Annotated in this window: 16 protein-coding genes and 1 tRNA gene; 5 read left to right on the forward strand and 12 right to left on the reverse strand. The window is 52.8% G+C overall.

Annotation, left to right across the window (positions count from 1 at the left end; genetic code table 11):
* The first annotated feature begins 36 nt into the window (after nucleotides 1–36).
* Nucleotides 37–2,022 (forward strand): AAA family ATPase, encoded by a 1,986-nt coding sequence (locus BLR44_RS05000; protein ID WP_089679885.1) that lies wholly within the window; start codon nucleotides 37–39, stop codon nucleotides 2,020–2,022.
* A gap of 27 nt (nucleotides 2,023–2,049) precedes the next feature.
* On the forward strand, nucleotides 2,050–2,565 hold the full coding sequence (locus BLR44_RS05005) for a phage antirepressor N-terminal domain-containing protein (RefSeq protein WP_089679887.1): 516 nt from the start codon (nucleotides 2,050–2,052) through the stop codon (nucleotides 2,563–2,565).
* A 139-nt stretch (nucleotides 2,566–2,704) separates the two neighbouring features.
* On the opposite strand, the gene BLR44_RS05010 is transcribed toward BLR44_RS05005, so the two are convergent.
* From BLR44_RS05010 to mltG, 6 genes are all read right to left on the reverse strand, one after another.
* Nucleotides 2,705–3,151 carry a PIN domain-containing protein gene (locus tag BLR44_RS05010; protein WP_089679889.1) on the reverse strand — a complete coding sequence of 149 codons (447 nt, stop codon included), beginning with the start codon at nucleotides 3,149–3,151 and terminating at the stop codon, nucleotides 2,705–2,707.
* Nucleotides 3,151–3,408, reverse strand: coding sequence for a hypothetical protein (locus BLR44_RS05015; RefSeq protein ID WP_089679892.1), 258 nt, complete (start codon nucleotides 3,406–3,408; stop codon nucleotides 3,151–3,153). Before BLR44_RS05015 ends, BLR44_RS05010 begins: the two co-directional genes overlap by 1 nt.
* A gap of 46 nt (nucleotides 3,409–3,454) precedes the next feature.
* Nucleotides 3,455–4,654 (reverse strand): site-specific integrase, encoded by a 1,200-nt coding sequence (locus BLR44_RS05020; protein ID WP_176955900.1) that lies wholly within the window; start codon nucleotides 4,652–4,654, stop codon nucleotides 3,455–3,457.
* 261 nt (nucleotides 4,655–4,915) lie between these two features.
* Nucleotides 4,916–5,000: transfer RNA gene (locus BLR44_RS05025), tRNA-Ser, on the reverse strand.
* A 39-nt stretch (nucleotides 5,001–5,039) separates the two neighbouring features.
* Entirely contained in the window at nucleotides 5,040–5,462 is a 423-nt protein-coding gene (locus BLR44_RS05030; protein ID WP_089679896.1) for an acyl-CoA thioesterase, read from the reverse strand.
* A 120-nt stretch (nucleotides 5,463–5,582) separates the two neighbouring features.
* Nucleotides 5,583–6,632 carry an endolytic transglycosylase MltG gene (mltG, locus tag BLR44_RS05035; protein ID WP_089679898.1) on the reverse strand — a complete coding sequence of 350 codons (1,050 nt, stop codon included), beginning with the start codon at nucleotides 6,630–6,632 and terminating at the stop codon, nucleotides 5,583–5,585.
* A gap of 278 nt (nucleotides 6,633–6,910) precedes the next feature.
* Between mltG and BLR44_RS05040 the strand changes: the two genes are divergently transcribed.
* On the forward strand, nucleotides 6,911–7,537 hold the full coding sequence (locus tag BLR44_RS05040) for an L-threonylcarbamoyladenylate synthase (protein WP_089679900.1): 627 nt from the start codon (nucleotides 6,911–6,913) through the stop codon (nucleotides 7,535–7,537).
* On the opposite strand, the gene BLR44_RS05045 is transcribed toward BLR44_RS05040, so the two are convergent.
* Both BLR44_RS05045 and BLR44_RS05050 read right to left on the reverse strand, forming a co-directional pair.
* A complete protein-coding gene (locus BLR44_RS05045) occupies nucleotides 7,521–8,393 on the reverse strand; it encodes a lysophospholipid acyltransferase family protein (RefSeq protein WP_089679901.1) in 873 nt (290 codons plus the stop codon). The two genes, BLR44_RS05040 and BLR44_RS05045, sit on opposite strands and share 17 nt — an antisense overlap.
* Nucleotides 8,393–9,892: a GWxTD domain-containing protein gene (locus tag BLR44_RS05050; RefSeq protein ID WP_089679904.1), complete on the reverse strand. Its 1,500-nt coding sequence runs from the start codon at nucleotides 9,890–9,892 to the stop codon at nucleotides 8,393–8,395. The genes BLR44_RS05045 and BLR44_RS05050 overlap by 1 nt, the downstream gene beginning before the upstream one ends.
* Nucleotides 9,893–9,903: 11 nt before the next feature.
* Here BLR44_RS05050 and BLR44_RS05055 point away from each other — a divergent pair, with 11 nt between their 5' ends.
* On the forward strand, nucleotides 9,904–10,635 hold the full coding sequence (locus BLR44_RS05055) for a WbqC family protein (protein WP_143017127.1): 732 nt from the start codon (nucleotides 9,904–9,906) through the stop codon (nucleotides 10,633–10,635).
* Between the two features lie 130 nt (nucleotides 10,636–10,765).
* Entirely contained in the window at nucleotides 10,766–13,312 is a 2,547-nt protein-coding gene (locus tag BLR44_RS05060; protein ID WP_089679907.1) for an ATP-dependent Clp protease ATP-binding subunit, read from the forward strand.
* A 68-nt stretch (nucleotides 13,313–13,380) separates the two neighbouring features.
* Here the strand turns inward: BLR44_RS05060 and BLR44_RS05065 are convergent, their stop codons facing one another.
* The 4 genes from BLR44_RS05065 to BLR44_RS05080 all read right to left on the reverse strand — a co-directional run bounded on the left by BLR44_RS05065 (nucleotide 13,381) and on the right by BLR44_RS05080 (nucleotide 18,084).
* Entirely contained in the window at nucleotides 13,381–14,955 is a 1,575-nt protein-coding gene (locus tag BLR44_RS05065; RefSeq protein WP_089679909.1) for an arylsulfatase, read from the reverse strand.
* A gap of 145 nt (nucleotides 14,956–15,100) precedes the next feature.
* Entirely contained in the window at nucleotides 15,101–16,084 is a 984-nt protein-coding gene (locus tag BLR44_RS05070; protein WP_089679911.1) for a TIGR01777 family oxidoreductase, read from the reverse strand.
* Between the two features lie 121 nt (nucleotides 16,085–16,205).
* Nucleotides 16,206–16,697 carry a c-type cytochrome gene (locus tag BLR44_RS05075; protein ID WP_089679913.1) on the reverse strand — a complete coding sequence of 164 codons (492 nt, stop codon included), beginning with the start codon at nucleotides 16,695–16,697 and terminating at the stop codon, nucleotides 16,206–16,208.
* 4 nt (nucleotides 16,698–16,701) lie between these two features.
* Entirely contained in the window at nucleotides 16,702–18,084 is a 1,383-nt protein-coding gene (locus tag BLR44_RS05080) for a PQQ-dependent sugar dehydrogenase (protein ID WP_089679915.1), read from the reverse strand.
* Nucleotides 18,085–18,090 lie beyond the last annotated feature (6 nt).

Below are 18,090 nucleotides of genomic sequence, written 5' to 3' on the forward strand. Positions count from 1 at the left end.
ACTATACTTGCGAAACAATCTAAAGGTATATCCTATATGAAGATAGTTGTTAAAAAGAAATTTAAATCCCTTTCTCCTTTTACTAGTCAAGAACTTTCCGATTTAACTGTAATTACGGGCAAGAACGGAAGCGGTAAATCTCAACTTCTTGACTTACTTAGTAATCGTCATAATTCATCTCCTCCAGAAGATAATAGCTATATTTGGGATTATGATCGAAAACTTGATAAAATCCAATATGAGGGTATAGTTTATACTGATACGAAACAAATAGACCACTCAGCCTGGAGAGGAAAAATGGATCAGATCAAAAGTAGGTTTAAAGCATTAAGTCCTTCAGCAATAAGGTTGTATGCCCTAATCAATGAACATAATATAGAAAGTAGGTTAGAGGATAGAAATAGTGATAACTTGATGATTGATACCGCAGAATATAGAGGCATTATCTGTGAATTTTTCAATCAATTATATCAGGGTAATAGCAATCTTAAGCCTGAATTAGTTAATGCGAATCATGAAAAACAGGTGCTAAATCAGTTTATTGAATTTAGTGGCAGGACATTTTATACCTCTCTACAGTACATTAGTGAGACAGCTGGGGTAGATATAGAAAAGCTTTCTGATGCTGATTTTTATAATATACCATTACCTGAACAGTATATACAAAATATAGCCTTGTTTTCTGGAAACCTAAATTGGGCTTTCTATAACTATGCTGTAAGAAGACAGCAGAATAGAGTTTTATATGGATACAAGCTTAGCGAGAGTGAGCAAAATAACTCTGTATCTGACGATGATTTTGTTGAAAAATATCCTCCACCTTGGAAAGTTATTAACGAAACTTTCGATTCTTTAGGAATCGATTTCTATTTCAAGGAGATAGAAAGAAGAGAATTTAGTATAGATGTCCCTTTTGAGCTTAAGCTATATAAGAAGAGTACTAGTAATCATGTAGGCATGCATGACCTTTCCTCAGGTGAAAAGATAATAATTGGTCTAATAATAAAACTTTTCACCTGTGAATACTATGAAAAAAATTTAAGTCTACCAGAAGTTATTCTCCTTGATGAACCTGATGCTCATTTGCACCCAGAGATGTCACAGCTCTTACTTGATGTGCTTGAAAAAGTATTTGTTAGTAGATTCAAGATTAAGGTTATAGTAACGACACATTCACCTTCTACTATTGCCCTTACACCAGAACATTGTATTTACCGCTTAAGGAATAGCCCTGAAACTTCATTGACAAGTATCTCGAAAGACGATGCCTTGGAGATGCTGACAAGCTTCATTCCTACTCTAAGCATTGATTATAAGAATCACAGGCAAGTTTTTGTAGAGAGTCCTACTGATCTTGAATATTATCAAGTTATCCATGATAGGCATCAAAGAGATCATAAATTGGCTTATAGGCTTTACTTTATCTCCAATTCTTTAGGCCAAGGTAACTGTGATAGTGTTATTAGGATAGTTGCGAATTTGAGAGAATCAGGGAACAAAACTAGCTATGGTATAATCGACTGGGACCTAATGCATAATTCTAACAATTATGTGATTGTACATGGATGGAATGAAAGATATTCAATAGAAAACTTTCTATTAGATCCAATTTATATAATATGTAAATTAATTGACCTTAATGTGGGTGATGTCCAGCGGGGTATTGGAGTTGATCACTCCTTCAATCATTTCAATATAGGAACTGAAGACAATTCTTGGTTACAAAAAATAGTTGACTACTTTTTTGAAAGATTTGGAGAGCATAATCGCACTTACAAAGCTAAGAGTGGCCAAGAGAGAATAGATGTAGAATATCTGAATGGGAAAGTGTTATCTATGCCTAAGTTTTATCTTCAAGCTAGAGGACATGATTTGATTCCTATGATTAAGAAAGCGTTTCCTGCCTTTAATAAGTACAATAGTGAGGTTCTGCTGGCTAAAGATATGTCTAGGCTAATAGCCAAGTGTTATCCTTTTGTCCCTAAATCGACAATTTTGACTATTGAAGCCCTTTGTTCTTAATTATGACATGATTTCTTACCAAGCACTATGAAATATTTTATGTATCAAAATTCTAATATTCCATATTGTATGAATGAAGGTGGGCAGCTCATTCCACTTAAGCCGTTATGTCAAATCTTAGAGCTGAGCTACAAAAATCAGGATAGAAAAATAAGAGAAGATCCATATTTTTCTCAGGTTTACCAGCCCGCGCGAATTGTAGCGGCTGATGGCAAAGAAAGGCAAATGAATTGTTTACCACTGATAGAAGTGGAGAACTGGTTGCATGCTACCAGCAATACAAACCGCACGGAAGAGCAGAAACAGAAGAAAGTCGACTTCCTGAGCTGGTTACGAAGCCAGCGCATTTCCATGTTCCGAGCGGTCAATGAGACCAGTCAGCAGAACACGAAGGAGGCGGGAATTTACGCGCAACTCCAGCGTAACCGGAGCCGGATCAATGAACTGCGTCGTGAAAATACCAAGCTGCAAAAGGAGCTGGAGCACATGCGTCTGGAACGCTATGGACTGCACGAATCCACCAAGTTACTGAGCGTAGGATAAAACCTGGATCGATCTGCTAGATGTAGAACAAAGCCCCTGATGCTACACACATCAGGGGCTTTGTTCTAAGTATGCTTTCGGTCCGTTTCCTGGCTTATACCGTCTAACTTACGGCTAGGAAGACTAGGCTTCTATCAGATCATTTGAACGCTTTAGGCTCCAGGCGGATTACGTCAAGGTAAAGGTTATGCAAATGGTCGAAGTCCTTATCCGTCGTCAACAACGGAATTTCCAACACCGAGGCGGTCGCTGCAATCCACATATCATTCTGACCCATCGGCGTAGCTTTCTTTCGGTCGACCCCAGGCAACTGATTCAGCGAGTAAGCGTCGATTTCAGCGTACCGGTTCAGAATGGCATCAAATCGAATATCTACAATTACCACATCTTGCATCACCTCTTCGATCTGCTCCAGCTTCTTTTGCTGCCAGCTGAGCTTAAGGCCCATCGCTTTCAATTCAGCATAGTTAATTACCGAACAGGAGTAGGCCAGGCGCTTGCTACCCAATAGGGTTTTCAGCTTGGGAAAAGTAGCTTCATTTCGGACGGCATAGATCAGGATGTTGGTGTCTAAGAAAACATCCATCAGTCGACGGACCGCAACGCACGTTTAAACTCCCGCTCGCTCATGGGAATAGAACCCGCGTGTTTTTCCAAGGCATCGGGTGACAGCCCCTTGGCAGTAGCGTATTTCTCAACCCCCCCCGCCTTTAGGATGGCGGCTGGAGAGACGACCTTCGCTTTTGACTTTACCGTAGATAACACCGTTTTACCCGGCTGGGCCGGACTTTCGGGAAGAAAGCCCAGCGTTTTCTTCCGCTGGGCTGTTTTCTTGATTTTCATGGCGACAAGTTAACTATTTTGGTAACGAAACCCTATCCTGTACAGTTCATGACAACGATCCAGGCTTGCTGGTTCTGGCTTCAAAGGCGGCCATATCCGCGATAGCTTTGTGATCCAAAACTTCAGCGTAGCTGAGCTGGGTAGTAGAAAGCTTGGTATGCCCCAGCAGTTTACTGACGGTTTCTAACGGTACATTATTGTTGAGCCAAATCATCCCCGCTGTTTTGCGGCCCACGTGCGTGGTCAGGTTCTTTTCAATGCCCAGAATGGCTGCTACTTCTTTCAAATAGCGGTTGTACTGTTGGTTCTTGTACACAGGCATTTCATACCCATAACGCTCCAGCAGCGCTACGGCTTTGCCGATCAGGGGAATGCGGTAGGTGCGACCATTTTTCACGTGTTTGGTCTTGTGCCGGACTACCACCAGGACCGGCATCGGGCCTCCGTAGTGGATGGCGGAGCGCTGAACCGTGACGAGTTCACCGTAGGCCAATCCGGTATAGCATTGCAGCGTAAAGCAGTCGGCAACGCGTTGCAGAATGGGGCTGCTGAAGCGGTAAGTTTCCAGTAAGGCCAGTTCCGCATCGGACAAAGCGACGATGGGAGGGGGAGCACCTTTGCTCCAGTTCATGTACTCGATCGGATTATGACCGAGGATGCGTCGCCGAACGGCATCCTGGAGGGCACGTTTGACCCACTGGAGATGCTTGGCGCTGCGGGCCTGTACCGATTTCTTCCGGAGCCAGTAGAAGAAATCCTGTGCCATCGTTTCGTCAAACCCCATCGGAGGCAGTTGCTTACGGCCAATGCTCTCCAGGAATTCAACCAGGTTGTTCGTGTAGTCCTGGTAGATGCCTTTGGTAGAGGGAGTCCATTGCTTGCGTTCGGCTTCTTTGTGCAGATAATCGATGACCAGGTTCAGCAAGGTAACGGAGCGCGAGGCTTTGCGACCGAGGTACAACGCCTGGAGTGTATCCGGATCGATGGACCCATACAAGGCAACTTGTTGGTTGAATAATGTTCGGAGGTCATTTCTCACCCGCTCGATGGCTTCGTTATCCAGCTCCGCTCTTTCGGAATCACCGAGGACGCGTTGGTTGGTGCTGTCCCATTGGTCAGGATAGACCTGAATACGTGTAGAGAAATCAGTAGTAGCGCGTAGTCCGGAGATGGTCACTCGAGCATAGAGCGTAGAAATACGCTCCGGGTTTCGGACATTACGACGCAAACGGAGTAAAACCCGCATGTAGAGGAATTTTTTTTTGCATGGCTTTCGATGAATGTTGAAAGCCACTCTACGGATGCATGAATTAATTTGATCGTTACAAACCTTTTGTAGATAGCCGAAGTGTACCCGATTCCTGGTGAGGTGTAACCGATACGCAGATAGGTGTAACCCGATTTGCACCATCTGGGAGAGAATGGGTTGAAATAGGCTTCTGGAAGGCTGTAAATGAGAAAAGCCCGTCGAATGAACGGGCTTTTTTACCAAATAACGAGGTTTCAGCAGAGGAGGAGGGATTCGAACCCCCGGTACCTCTCGGTACGTCGGTTTTCAAGACCGATGCAATCGACCACTCTGCCACTCCTCTGGGTCGGGGGCACAAACATAAACGTTTGTCAGATTTTGATCAAGTTTTTTCGGGATTGGAAAAAAAGGGCTGCAGGGCCTCGAGCATGGCGGGTGGGGGAGGACACGGTTTCTGCGTTACCTTGTTGACGAACACCAGGGTGGTTTCGCCGAGGTTCAGTAGGGTGCCTTCTTCGTTGAAGATCTCGTAGTGGAAGGTAATACGTACTCCCGGTAACGTGCGGATGCTGAGCTTGATCGTGAGGAGATCGTCGTAACGCGCGGGGCGAATGTACTTCGTATAATATTCGAGGACAGGCAGCATCACGCCCTCGTCTTCCATGACTTTATAGCTCTGGCCCAGGGCACGCAGGGCTTCTACGCGGGCCACTTCGTAATACATCGCGTAATTGCCGTAGTAGACATACGCCATCTGGTCGGTTTCTGCATAGCGGACGCGGATCTGCGTTTCGTGCGTGTACAAAAGCGTGACTGGTTTTTAGGTGACAGGTGGAAAGCTTCAGCGGGAGGCGGCAACGGGATGATCGGCGGCAGGGGGGGCGGAAGCACCCGCTGTCGATTTGCGCGTTGCCATTGGGTACTGTTATCGGATGCCGGCGGCGTTCAGGGCACGCTGGTAGATCAGCGCATTGCGGTTGTGTTCCGTAAGCGTTTGCGCGAAATTATGGTACCCCGAAAAATCTTCGCGGGCACAAAAATACATGTACTTGTGCTCTTCGGAGTTGAGTACGGCGTCGATGGCGCGGATGGACGGCAGGTTGATGGGCCCCGGAGGCAGCCCCGGATACATATACGTATTGTACGGGGAGTCGATCTCCTTGTGGACATTCAGCACACGCTTCAGCGCAAAATCGCCGGAGGCAAACACAATGGTCGGGTCGGCCTGGAGCGCCCAGCCCCGTTGCAGTCGGTTCAGGTACACGCCCGCGACGCGCGGCATCTCGTCCGGCTTTTTTGTTTCGGCTTCTACAATCGAGGCCAGCACCGTCACTTGCTGGGGGGTGAGGTCCAAGGCCTGCGCTTTGTCACGCCGGGTGGTGCCGTTTTGTTCGGTGTTCCAGAACGCTTCGTATTCTTTATGCATCCGGTCGAAGAGGGCCTGCGGCGAGGTGGTCCAATAGACTTCGTAAGTGTTGGGAATAAACATGCTGACAAAATTCAGCGTGTCGAATCCGTACTGCCGGGCAATGGCGGTGTCGCGCAACATCCCCAGAATTTGCTCAGACGGCGCTTCGACGTACTGCGCCAGGCGGTCGGCCAGGTCCTGTTTGACACGTACGTTATTGAACGTCAGGTTCACCGGCACTTGCGCGCCCGAACGGAGCAGCCAGAGCGCCTCTTTGTTGGTCATGTCTTTGCGCAACTGGTACACCCCCGGTTTTACATTGTCCTGATACCCCGACAGGCGCGCCAGAAACGAAAACGAAACCGGATCTTGAACCATGTCGTACTTCTCCAACGAGTCGATGACCGTGGCATAGGTCGCTCCGGTCGGGATGTAGAGCAGGTGGTCGGGCTTTTCCACCAGTACATTGGGCGTAAAAAGCATCTGGTAACCGTAGAACGAAAACGTGACGGCTACCACGCTGACCGTAATCAGGGTGACAAACAGGATGCGAAAAGGGCGTCTCATGGCTGCAAAAGTAACGGAAAGATGGTGGTGCGACCAGCAAGATTTGGTACGGAAACTTGCACAGTAACAGGAAGATGTGCTTCTGTGTTCCCGTTGGCTTTTTGAAAGAGGACCCGTCGGGCGACGGAACGAAAACCCGGTTGTTGTTTGGCAGAAGGGCTTTTTTTAAGTACGTTGGCGACCCACCGCCCTGCGACCCGCGTAGGGTGACCAGACGAGCGCCGCCGTGGCATCTGCTCCCCAAAACCTATTGACCAATTGTTAATCCGTTTGATTGTATGAGTGCAACCCTGATAAAAATTCACCCGGACAATCCGGCCCAGAAAAGAGTTCTGGAAGTAGTCGACTGCCTGCGCAACGGAGGCGTCGTGATCTATCCTACCGATACGGTATACGGCATGGGCTGCGACATCACGAACGCCAGGGCCATCGATCGTGTCGCCCGCATCAAAGGACTGCAGGCCGACAAAGCGAACTTTGCGTTTATCTGTTACGACCTCAGCCACATCTCCGAGTTTGCCAAGGTCGATAATGCTACGTTCAAGGTGATGAAGAAAGCACTGCCCGGCCCATTTACGTTCATCCTGAACGCCAGCAGCAACGTACCCAAGTTGTTGAATACCCGGAAGAAAACGGTGGGCATCCGGGTGCCGAATCATAACATTCCGCGGCAGATCGTAAAGGAGTTGGGTAATCCGATTGTCACGACTTCGATTCGCGACGACGACGAAGTGGTAGAGTATTCGACCGATCCGGAACTGATTTTTGAGAAATACCGCGATCTGGTCGACATCGTCATCGACGGTGGCTACGGCAACAATGTAGCCTCGACGGTCGTCAACTTCTCCAACGGTCAGTTCGAAGTAGAACGCGAAGGGCTGGGCGACATTACGCAGTTCGTGTAATCGGCATGCCCTCAGGGCGGCGGTGTTTCCATCGCTTGTGCGACCACAACCAATCGGCCGGGGTGGCGCGAATCGCCGCTTCGGCCTCTTCTACATACCGGTCCAGAATTTGGCTGGGCTCCTCTTGGTTGTAAGGTGGTGCGGCAATGGGCGTGAAACTGATTTCGTAGTGACCCCGCCCGACCCGTACCATGCGCGTGAACAAAACCCGAAGACCTGCCGCCTGGGCAATGCGGTCTGAGCCACGGAAAAAAGCGGTTTCCTGATGCAGAAAATGGGTCCAGTAGCCATGCTCGGGGGCAGGGGCCTGGTCGGCGACCATCGCGGTGACAAACGGCTGATTGCGCAGGGTGGCCACCTCGCGCAGCAGACGGCGGTCAGGCGTGGGCGTAGCCCCGAAACGTCCCCGAATCTGTTGCATCAATTCATCAAAAAACTGGTTGTGCAACGGGCGATACACCGCCAGAATGGGATACGGTGCCAGAAAGAGCGAACTTCCTAACAGCAACCACTCCCAGTTGCACTGGTGGGAGGTCATCACCAGCACACCTTCGCCCCGGGCCAGCGGGTCCAACAGGAGTTCCGGATTGACGGGGCGCACGCGCCGGCGTAGTGCTTCCGGCGAAATGGAAATCGTTTTCAGGGATTCCACAATCACGTCTCCCAGGTTGCGGTAAAAATCTTTCGTGATGCGCTGGCGCTCAGCGTCTGACTTTTCCGGAAAGGCTCGGTGCAAATTTTCTTCTACCACGTTCCGGCGGTAGCGCACCACCCGATAGGCCAGAAATGCCAGTACATCCGACACGCCGTACCAGAACCAGAACGGCAAGCGCGAAATCACTCGTAAAAAACGCATCAGGGGCGGAGGTAACGGTCGGTCGACTCGGGTTGAAACTGGTCCATCGACGGGGCGTTGCCCTGCACCATCAGGTACCACTCGTCGTTGCGGTTTTCGCCGATGGCATCCGAATGCACCAGACGGTAATTGTTGTTGGCTCGGTTTTCCTGCACAAATACAAAGGTACGGTTGGTCTGGTTATAAGGAATAACGTGTGGGTAGTGCCACACTTCAAATGGAATCATCGACGAATTGGCGATGGCGTTGCGCTGGCGGTAGGTCAGCTCGTTTTCAATGAAGTTCGGCTTGCCATACTGCAGATACACCCGGCCCCGGTCGGTCTGGTAGGCACGCAGGTTCGGACTGGTGTACAGCTTCTCGGCGATTTGCAGCCGCTCTACATAATCGTGATAGGCCTCCTGGGCAGAAAACGGATGCCGCTCGTGCCAGAAACGGTACAGGTAATCGCGTTTTTGTGCGAGCGTGCCCTGTTCGGCTACGGTGCGCAACGTTTCGACTTCATCGGCAGTGGCGAGGGGTTGCAGCGCGGGCAGTACCCACGTCAGGTGGTCGTCGGTCAGGTGTTCGGCAAACGTACCGTGCAAATCCAGCAGGCCATTGGCGGTACTCACCTGAGCGACCATCGCACTCGGGTTGCTGCGCTGAAAGAATTTCTCCTGTGTCGCGAGAATCTCGCCCGCGGCATTGCGTGCCATGACCTGTACAATGTAGTTACCGGACGGCAGGGTCTGAATGTCGAGTTGGGCCAGCAGTACATCATTCGCGGTGGCCTGGCGTCGGCTGAAGCCCCCGTAGGCCGCTAGCGGCTGTCGGGTTTCGGCCGTCAGGAGCTGGTAATTCAGCACGTAGGGGGCGCCATCGCCCAGGTGCGCAGCGCTGTTGTAGAATTCGGTGAAGAAGCGCAACTGTTGCTGGGTGGGCGGAAAGAAGTTACCCGGATAAGGCTGCAACAGCCAGCCGTGCCGGGCGTGCGGCGTTTCGGAGGTAGCGGGGCGGTAATCCTCCAGCAATTGCAGGTCGCTAAAGGCAGGCTGCGCCTCCGGAAAGCTCACTTCCAAAGGAATGTTGGTATGGAGGGGCGGGGCATCGGGGCGATTTTCGTCGCGCGTTTCAACCTCCAGGGTATAGGTGCCGTAAGGAAGCGCCACGCGCTGGCGGCCGCTAAGCCACTGGGTTGTACCCGTTACCGTCGGAAAAACGGGCGAGACGAGACGCACCTTTTCGGCAAAAAATACGGAATCTTCGCGCCGGATCATCCACGTGTAGTGTACAGCCCCCTGCCAGCCTTGGTCCGGAGGCGCTACGGGGTTGTATTGCAACGACGAACCCTCCACCCCGAGCCAGAGCTCGATCAGGGCCTGGTCGCGCTCCAACCGAAACCGCTGAAAGTCAAGCGTTGCCGAAAGCGACTGCGCCGTTAACCGGCAAGCGGGCATTGCCAGACTGAGCAGCAGTCCGCTGGTCCACACCCACCATGTTCCGCGTGTTCTCGCCATAATTCGCTAGCTTGCAGAAGATCAAAAGTAACAATATCGGTAAAAACTTACGTCCGATTTATGTTAGGATGCTGCCTTCTGACATGACGCCTCCTGCTTTACCACCGCCTCCGGGACCCCTCCTTACCGAATTGCACTATTTCCCCTGCCAGGCATTTTTTGCCGCGTTGTTGCGGGCCGAGGGAGAACTGATCATCGAGGCCCATGAAACTTTCCAGAAACAAACCTACCGCAACCGGTGTTATATCCAGGGTGCAAACCAGGTTCTGTTGTTAACCGTACCTGTAGAAAAGGCCAGAAAACACGTTTCCATCAAAGACGTGCGGATCGACACCACGCAGCGGTGGCGGGCGCAACACTGGCGAGCGGTGCAATCGGCTTATGGGAAATCCCCGTTCTTCGAATTTTTTGCAGACGAGTTCGAGAGGGTATTTGCAAAAGAGTGGGAGTGGCTGTACGAACTGAATCGTTTTGTGCTGACACAGTGTCTGAATTTGTTGGGTTTGTCTGCCAGAATAACCGAGACGGAGCACTGGCACGCTGACGCAAAAGGCGTCTGGGATCTTCGATCTGCATTTCAACCGGGCCAAACGTCGTCGTGGCGACATTTTTACCAACCCGTTGTCTATCCTCAATTGTTTGGAGAGGAATTTGCAGAAAACCTAAGCGTACTGGATTTGCTCTGCTGCGAAGGACCCCACGCACTGTCTCTACTAAAACAGTCCATCAGGTACCGTAATTGAGTTGAAAATGGTACGTTTTGTATAATTTTCTAAGGTCGATTTTTCTCTTGTTTGGTAAGAGGATGTTTCGGCAGAACTTTTTTTTGTATACTTTTAGTTTTCACGCATTTAACGCATAAACCAGGTTGCTATGGAAGCCAAATTCTCGAATCGTGTCAAAGAAGTTATTTCCTTGAGTCGGGAAGAAGCGCTGCGACTTGGGCATGAATACATCGGAACGGAACACCTCTTATTAGGAATGATACGTGAGGGGGAGGGTGTTGCCGTCGGTCTGCTCAAGAAGATGGGCGTTTCTCTCGATGACCTCAGGGTTGCCATAGAGCGTGCCACGAAGGGTACAGCCACGAACAATGTGAAAAATCTGGCTAGTATCCCGCTGACACGCCAGTCAGAAAAGGTACTGAAGATCACTTACCTCGAAGCCAAGAGCTTCAAAAGCGAGGTGATCGGGACAGAACACCTGCTGCTGTCGATTCTTCGGGATGAAGATAATATCGCCACGCAGATTCTGGAAAAATTTAGCGTCACCTACGACGAAATTAAAGAGTTGATGGAAGACCAGTCTACTCACCCGACCTCAGGGCCGGATACCGACGACGACAGCGATGAGCCGCGTCAGTTCGGGGCCGGTGGGAGCAAGGAGACCAAGGGTACCGAGAAATCGCGTACGCCGGTACTGGACAACTTCGGCCGTGACTTGACCAAGTTTGCGGACGAAGGCAAACTCGATCCGATCGTAGGACGGGAAAAAGAAATTGAGCGCGTTGCGCAGATTCTGAGCCGTCGGAAAAAGAACAACCCGATCCTGATCGGGGAGCCGGGCGTCGGGAAGACGGCCATCGCCGAAGGGCTGGCACTCCGCATCGTGCAGAAGAAAGTGTCGCGCGTATTGTTTAACAAACGTGTCGTGACGCTCGATCTGGCTTCGCTGGTGGCCGGTACCAAGTACCGTGGTCAGTTCGAAGAGCGGATGAAAGCCGTTATGAACGAACTGGAGAAGTCGCCCGACGTGATCCTGTTTATCGACGAAATCCACACCATTGTGGGGGCCGGAGGCGCTTCGGGTTCGCTCGACGCGTCGAACATGTTCAAGCCGGCATTGGCCCGGGGCGACATCCAATGCATCGGGGCCACCACGCTGGACGAATACCGTCAGTACATTGAAAAAGACGGTGCGCTGGCGCGTCGTTTCCAACTGGTAATGGTCGATGCGACTACGCCGGAAGAGACGATCGAGATCCTCAACAACATCAAGGACAAATACGAAGCACACCACCACGTCAACTATTCGCCCGAAGCGATTGATGCGTGTGTGAAACTGTCGGATCGTTACATTTCCGACCGCTTCCTGCCCGATAAGGCCATTGACGTACTGGACGAAGCTGGTGCGCGGGTGCACATCAACAACATCCACGTTCCGCAGGACATTCTGGTGTTGGAAGAGCAGATCGAAAACATCAAGAAAGAAAAGAACCGCGTCGTCAAGAGCCAGAAATACGAAGAAGCCGCTCAGCTCCGTGATAAGGAGAAGCGCTTGCTCGAACAACTGGAACAGGCCAAACAGCGCTGGGAAGAAGAAACACGTCAGAAGCGCTACGCGGTCGACGAAGAAAACGTCGCCGAAGTAATCGGCATGATGACGGGCATTCCGACCAACCGCATCGCACAGAACGAGAGCGAGAAGCTGCTGGGGATGCGCGAAGAACTGACCAAGAAAGTAATTGGTCAGGACGAAGCCATCGTGAAACTGGTGAAGGCCATTCAGCGGACACGCGTCGGGTTGAAAGACCCGAAAAAACCCATCGGTTCGTTTGTGTTCCTGGGGCCAACCGGGGTCGGCAAAACCGAACTCGCGAAGGTGCTGGCTACGTACCTCTTCGACAAAGACGAAGCCTTGGTGCGGATCGACATGTCGGAATACATGGAGAAATTCTCCGTATCCCGTCTCGTGGGAGCGCCTCCCGGATACGTCGGTTACGAAGAAGGTGGTCAGTTGACGGAAAAAATCCGCCGCAAGCCGTACTCAGTCATTCTGCTGGATGAAATCGAAAAAGCACACCCGGATGTATTCAACATTCTGTTGCAGGTGCTGGACGATGGCATCCTGACCGACGGACTGGGTCGCCGGGTCGACTTCCGAAACACGATCATCATCATGACCTCGAACATCGGGGTACGTGACCTGAAAGACTTCGGGGCCGGAATCGGTTTTGCTACCCGTGCGAAGAACGACAGCATGGATGAGTTGATGAAGAGCACCATTCAGAATGCGCTTCGGAAGGCGTTCTCGCCCGAGTTCCTGAACCGTCTGGATGACGTAATCGTGTTCAACTCGTTGCAGCGCGAGGATATCCACAAGATCATCGACATCACGCTCAACAAACTGTTTGCCCGCATTATGTCACTGGGCTATCAGGTCGAGCTGACCGAGAAGGCGAAAGACTACCTGGCCGACAAAGGTTATGACCAACAGTACGGTGCTCGTCCGCTGAACCGGGCCATCCAACGTTATCTGGAAGATCCGGTGGCAGAGGAAATCCTGAAAGGCGAGGTGCAGATTGGCGATACGCTGCTGGCCGACCATGAAGAAGGTAAGGAAGAGCTCTTCATCAAAGTGAAGAAGAACAAACCTGCCAAGACCGCGAGCCAAAGCCAGGATAAGCCTGATAAGAGCTAGTATCTACTGCATTCAATAAATAGAAAGGGAAGCAAATCGCTTCCCTTTTTGTGTTTATGGGGGTGACGTTAAACTCCCACTTTTTGGGCCCAGGCCTCATAAAGATCGACCATCTGTTGCAACCGCTCCGGCTGTTCGGTGGCCAAGTTGTGGAGTTCGGTCGGGTCGGCTTCCAGATCGTACAATTCCCAGCCATTCAACTCATCTACAAGTTTCCACTTCCCCTGGCGATACGCCTTCCGCCCGAAATGCTCCCAGCCGATTTCGCGGTGGGCAGAGTTATCCTCACCGCGCAAAATGGGCAACAGGTCATGCCCGGCCATCGGGGGAATGGTTTCTCCGTGATGTACAGTGGGATACGAGGCTTCGGCGAGTGCTAAGCACGTAGGCATCAGATCGACTACGTGGCCGATGCCCTGTAAGGTCACACCCGTTTGCGTCAGGCCTTGTGGCCAGTGCACGATCATCGGTGTGATGGCCCCACCTTCATTCGTCCAGGCTTTGTAGCGCCGATAGGGCGTATTCGATGCATTGGCCCAGGGCTCGCGGTACGCCACGTACGAGCCGCGCAACCCAATCGGAACCGTCGGATCGTGCAAATTGCGTCCGGAAATATCCTCGGCACAGCCTCCGTTGTCCGAAAGAAAGAAGATGATCGTATTCTCCAGCGCATCGTGCTGGCGGAGCATCTCCACTATTTTCCCGATTCCCTGGTCCATGCGGTCTACCATGGCGGCATAGACCTGCATCCGGCGCGCCCACTCGGTCTGGTCTGTGGTGTCAGCCCAGGCCGCAAGGTCGTCGGGCCGTGGCGACAGGAGGTAAGTCGAATCCAGCAAGCCGGAAGCGATTTGTTGCCGATGGCGTTGCGCGCGCAGCGAGTCCCATCCCATATTGTACACGCCTTCGTAACGGGCGATGTCGTCCGGCAAGGCGTGCAATGGGTAATGCGGTGCGTTGTAAGCGAGGTAGCAGAAAAACGGCTGCGAAGGCTTCTCGTCCAGATGGGTTTGCAGGAAGTTGATGGTGCTGTCGGTAAAGGCATCGGTCATGTAGAATCCCGAGTCGGGCGGATACCACAGCGAGTCGTCATGGACCATGTAGCGGACGCGCGGCCGTTCGTCGACCAGTTCGAAGTAACTGCTGGCGCCACTGATCAGCCCAAAGTAACGGTCGAAGCCGCGACGGCGAGGCCAGAAATCCGGGTGTTCGCCCACGTGCCATTTTCCGGCCATATAGGTCGCGTAGCCGGTGTCGCGCAGGGCTTCGGCCAGGGTAACGCTTTGCGGCGTCAGGTAGCCTGCGTACGGACCAGGCTCGCGCGGCGTGTCGGCGTCTACTACCATTTTGCCCATCCCTGCCTGGTGGGGGTAAAGCCCGGTCAGCAGCGAGGCCCGGGTAGGGCAACAGCGGGCGGCGTTGTAAAACCGCCGGAATTTGACACCCTGTGCGGCAAGTTGGTCCAGATGGGGCGTGCGAATTTCGCTGCCGTAGCAACCCAGGTCCGAGTAGCCCATGTCGTCGGCCAGAATGATCAGGATGTTGGGGCGCGTCGGCGGTGTAGCGCCGTGGGTGGTTGTATCGGACGGCGCACAAGCCGCTAAGAGGGTCAACAACAGAAAGCACGGAAGAAGCAGGCGCATAGCAAGTGGGTTGTCTTGTAAAGAAGACAACAAGCCCCGGCTATACTCCCTAAAGGCACGATCTGTCAGTAGCTATCCAGACTAAGCTGATTGAGCGTGCGGACCGAGATGGAACTACCTTGACCATGCGGGGTTAAGTCCTTCTTCAAGACGAAGCCGTTCGGCTAGGCAATACCGGTGCAAAGAAAGAAACCGGCTCCGGCGGAGAAACGCGCAGCAGGTGGCAAAGCGCTTCTTCCAGATACGGATGCCGGAACTGAAAGCCACTGCGGAGCAGACGGGCCGGAATGGCGCGCCGTCCCTGCAACAGGAGTTCGGCTTCAGTACCGGCCAGGGTAGTGCCCAGACGCGCCAGCCACGCCGGGGTGGGCAAGCCGAACCGATGCCGGGTTACCTGGCGCAGGGTGCGCATCCACTGGTGATTTCGAACGGGTTCAGGACCGGTCGCGTTGAAAATGCCGGTGAGTTCCTCGTGCTGCATTACATACTGCACCATCCGCACAAAATCGTCGGCGTGCAGCCAGCTCAGGTACTGATCCCCGTGACCTATACGGCCGCCGAGCCGGGCTTGTACCAGTTTTAAAAAAGGGGGGAGAACGCCGCCTTCCGGGCTGAGCACCAGTCCCAGGCGGAGCATCACTTTACGGGTGTGAGGTGTAGTCTGCTGTTCGAATGCTTCTTCCCAAGCCCGACACACGTCCGCCGAAAATCCCTCGCCCGTAGCCGAAAATTCGTCCATCAACTGCACCCCGGCGTTGCCATAAATCGCCGCGGAACCGGCATTGATCCACACTTTCGGCGGATGCTGACAAGCACGGATTGCTTCGCCCAGCACCTGCGTCGACGCCACACGCGAACGAACAATCTCCTGGCGGTTGGCGGGTGTATAGCGGCAGTTGACAGATTTGCCCGTCAGGTTGATCAGGGCCGCAGCGCCTTCTAGGGCCTGCTGCCAGGGGCCGGGCGTGTGACCGTCCCAAGCGTAGTAATGCACTTGAGAGGAAGACGGCTGGGCGGCGTGGCGCGATAAGATGACGATGCGATAGCCCTGTGCGGCAAAGTGCCGGGTAAGGAGCTGGCCGAGAAATCCGGAACCGCCGGCCAATACGAGGGTGGGGTGTGTATTCATGGTAACTGCAGTGGTTTGCTGTCACCTAAAGGTAAGTTGTTTGTTTTGTATTTTCAAAAAATATTGAAAGTTTTGATTGTAAAGAAAGCGCCCAGTCTGATAACCAGGCGCTTCCCTAAACTTAGTTTTTATTGCGCAACGCCGTAACGTCTTCAACCGCGACGGGCGAAGCGTCGTTACCAAAATTGGTGCGTACATACGTGAGGACGCCCGCAATCTGTTCGTCAGAAAGGAAATTGTGGGTCGGCATCATCGCACTATAGGTTTCCCCGTTCACGACGATTTCGCCGTCCAGGCCGTTTAACAGAACATTGATCAGACGGTCGGTATCACCCGCAACCCAGTCTGACTCCGCCAGCGGAGGGAACGCCGGAGGCACGCCTTTGCCATCGGCCTGGTGACAGGCGATGCAGTACTGTTTATACGCTTCTTCGCCGGCGGCCAGCAGTTGAGCATCGGCCCCATTGGCAGGGGTCTGATCTTCCGGAACCGGCTCAGAGGTAGCGGGCATATCTTCCGCCAGAGTAGAATCGGCCGTGCCGGTGTTTTCGGTGTTGCCACCGCAGGCCGTTAGCAGGCCCAACGCAATTGCAAAAAAGAAGGATTTCTTCACAAGACTAAGGATTTACTGTAGCTAAACTTGGGGTAGATTCCGAGGGAGTGGCCGCGGTTTGCGGCTGGTAGACCACACGCCAGATGCGGCCTTTTTGCGAGTCGGCAATGTAAAGCGACCCGTCCGGGCCTTGTGCCAGTCCCATCGGACGGTACTCGGCATCACCAGGAGAGGCAAGGCTGTCGGCACCCGGAAAGCCGTCGGCGAATCGTTCCCAATCTCCGGAAGGCTTGTCGCCTTCGAACGGCACAAACGCCACGAAGAACCCAGCCTGCGGCTTCGGTGCGCGGTTCCAGGAACCGTGAAACGCGATGAACGCCCCTTTTTTGTAACGTTCCGGGAACATGTCGCCGGTGTAGAACAGAAGATCATTCGGCGCCCAGTGACCGGGGAAGGCCATGATGGGTTGGTCCATCGTATCGCAACGCCCGATGGCTTTGCCGTCACCGCCGTATTCCGGGTTCAGCAGTTTCTGATCCTGCTGCCAGTCGTAGTAGCAGTAGGGCCAGCCGAAATTCGATCCGTCTTCGATCTTGAAAAACTCTTCGGCCGGAAGTTCGGCGTTTTGCGCGTCGGTATACAGCTTCGGCCAGAACGAGTTGAGTTGGTCGCGTCCGTGTTGCAGGGCGTATAAGCTGTTGGCATCCTTGTTCCAGTCCAGCGCCACGGCATTGCGAATGCCGGTTGCGTAGCGGTGGCCGTCGGCCATCTGGTCCTGATGGGGTTGGTCGTCTTTAAACTGCCAGATGCCCCCGTGTTTTTCCAGAATGGGGCAGGGGTCTTGTCCGGGCGTACCGGGCGTGCGGTCCGGATCCTGGCAGGCGTTGGAAGGTGCCCCTACCGTCACGTACAGATTACCAGCCTCGTCGAAGGTAAACGGCTTGGCTTCGTGTTGGTGCTGGTTGTCGAAACCCTGAGCGATGATTTCTGCCGAAGGCTGGGGCAAGAGGTCGCCCTCGTTCATTTTGTAGCGGACCACCAGCGTGTCGGGCGCGAAATAAAGATAGCCTTTGTGGATGTCGATGCCGGTACCGGTATAGTCTCCGAATTTCTGAATGATATCTGCACGGCCATCCTGCGTCGTATCGCGCAGCGCCACAATGCCTTTGCCGTCGGCAGACTTACGCAGCGCCACGTAAATGTCCCCGTTGTCGCGCACGACCATGTGCCGCGCGCTGCCGAGCGTGTCGGCTACCACCAGGGCTTCGAATCCGTCGGGCAGTTCAATACTCCCGTTGTCCGGGTCGGGCTTCAGCCGCACCGTTTCGGTGTTTTGGGTGTCGTTTTCCTGGCTGTGCTCAGACTGGCATCCTGTGCCAATGCATAAGCCCAGCGCAACGAGCCAGGAGGCATGGCGCACAGAGCCAGGTAAAGTAATCTTCTTCATAATAGG

Origin of the sequence: Catalinimonas alkaloidigena (genome assembly GCF_900100765.1) — a bacterium.
GTDB lineage: Bacteria > Bacteroidota > Bacteroidia > Cytophagales > Flexibacteraceae > Mooreia > Mooreia alkaloidigena.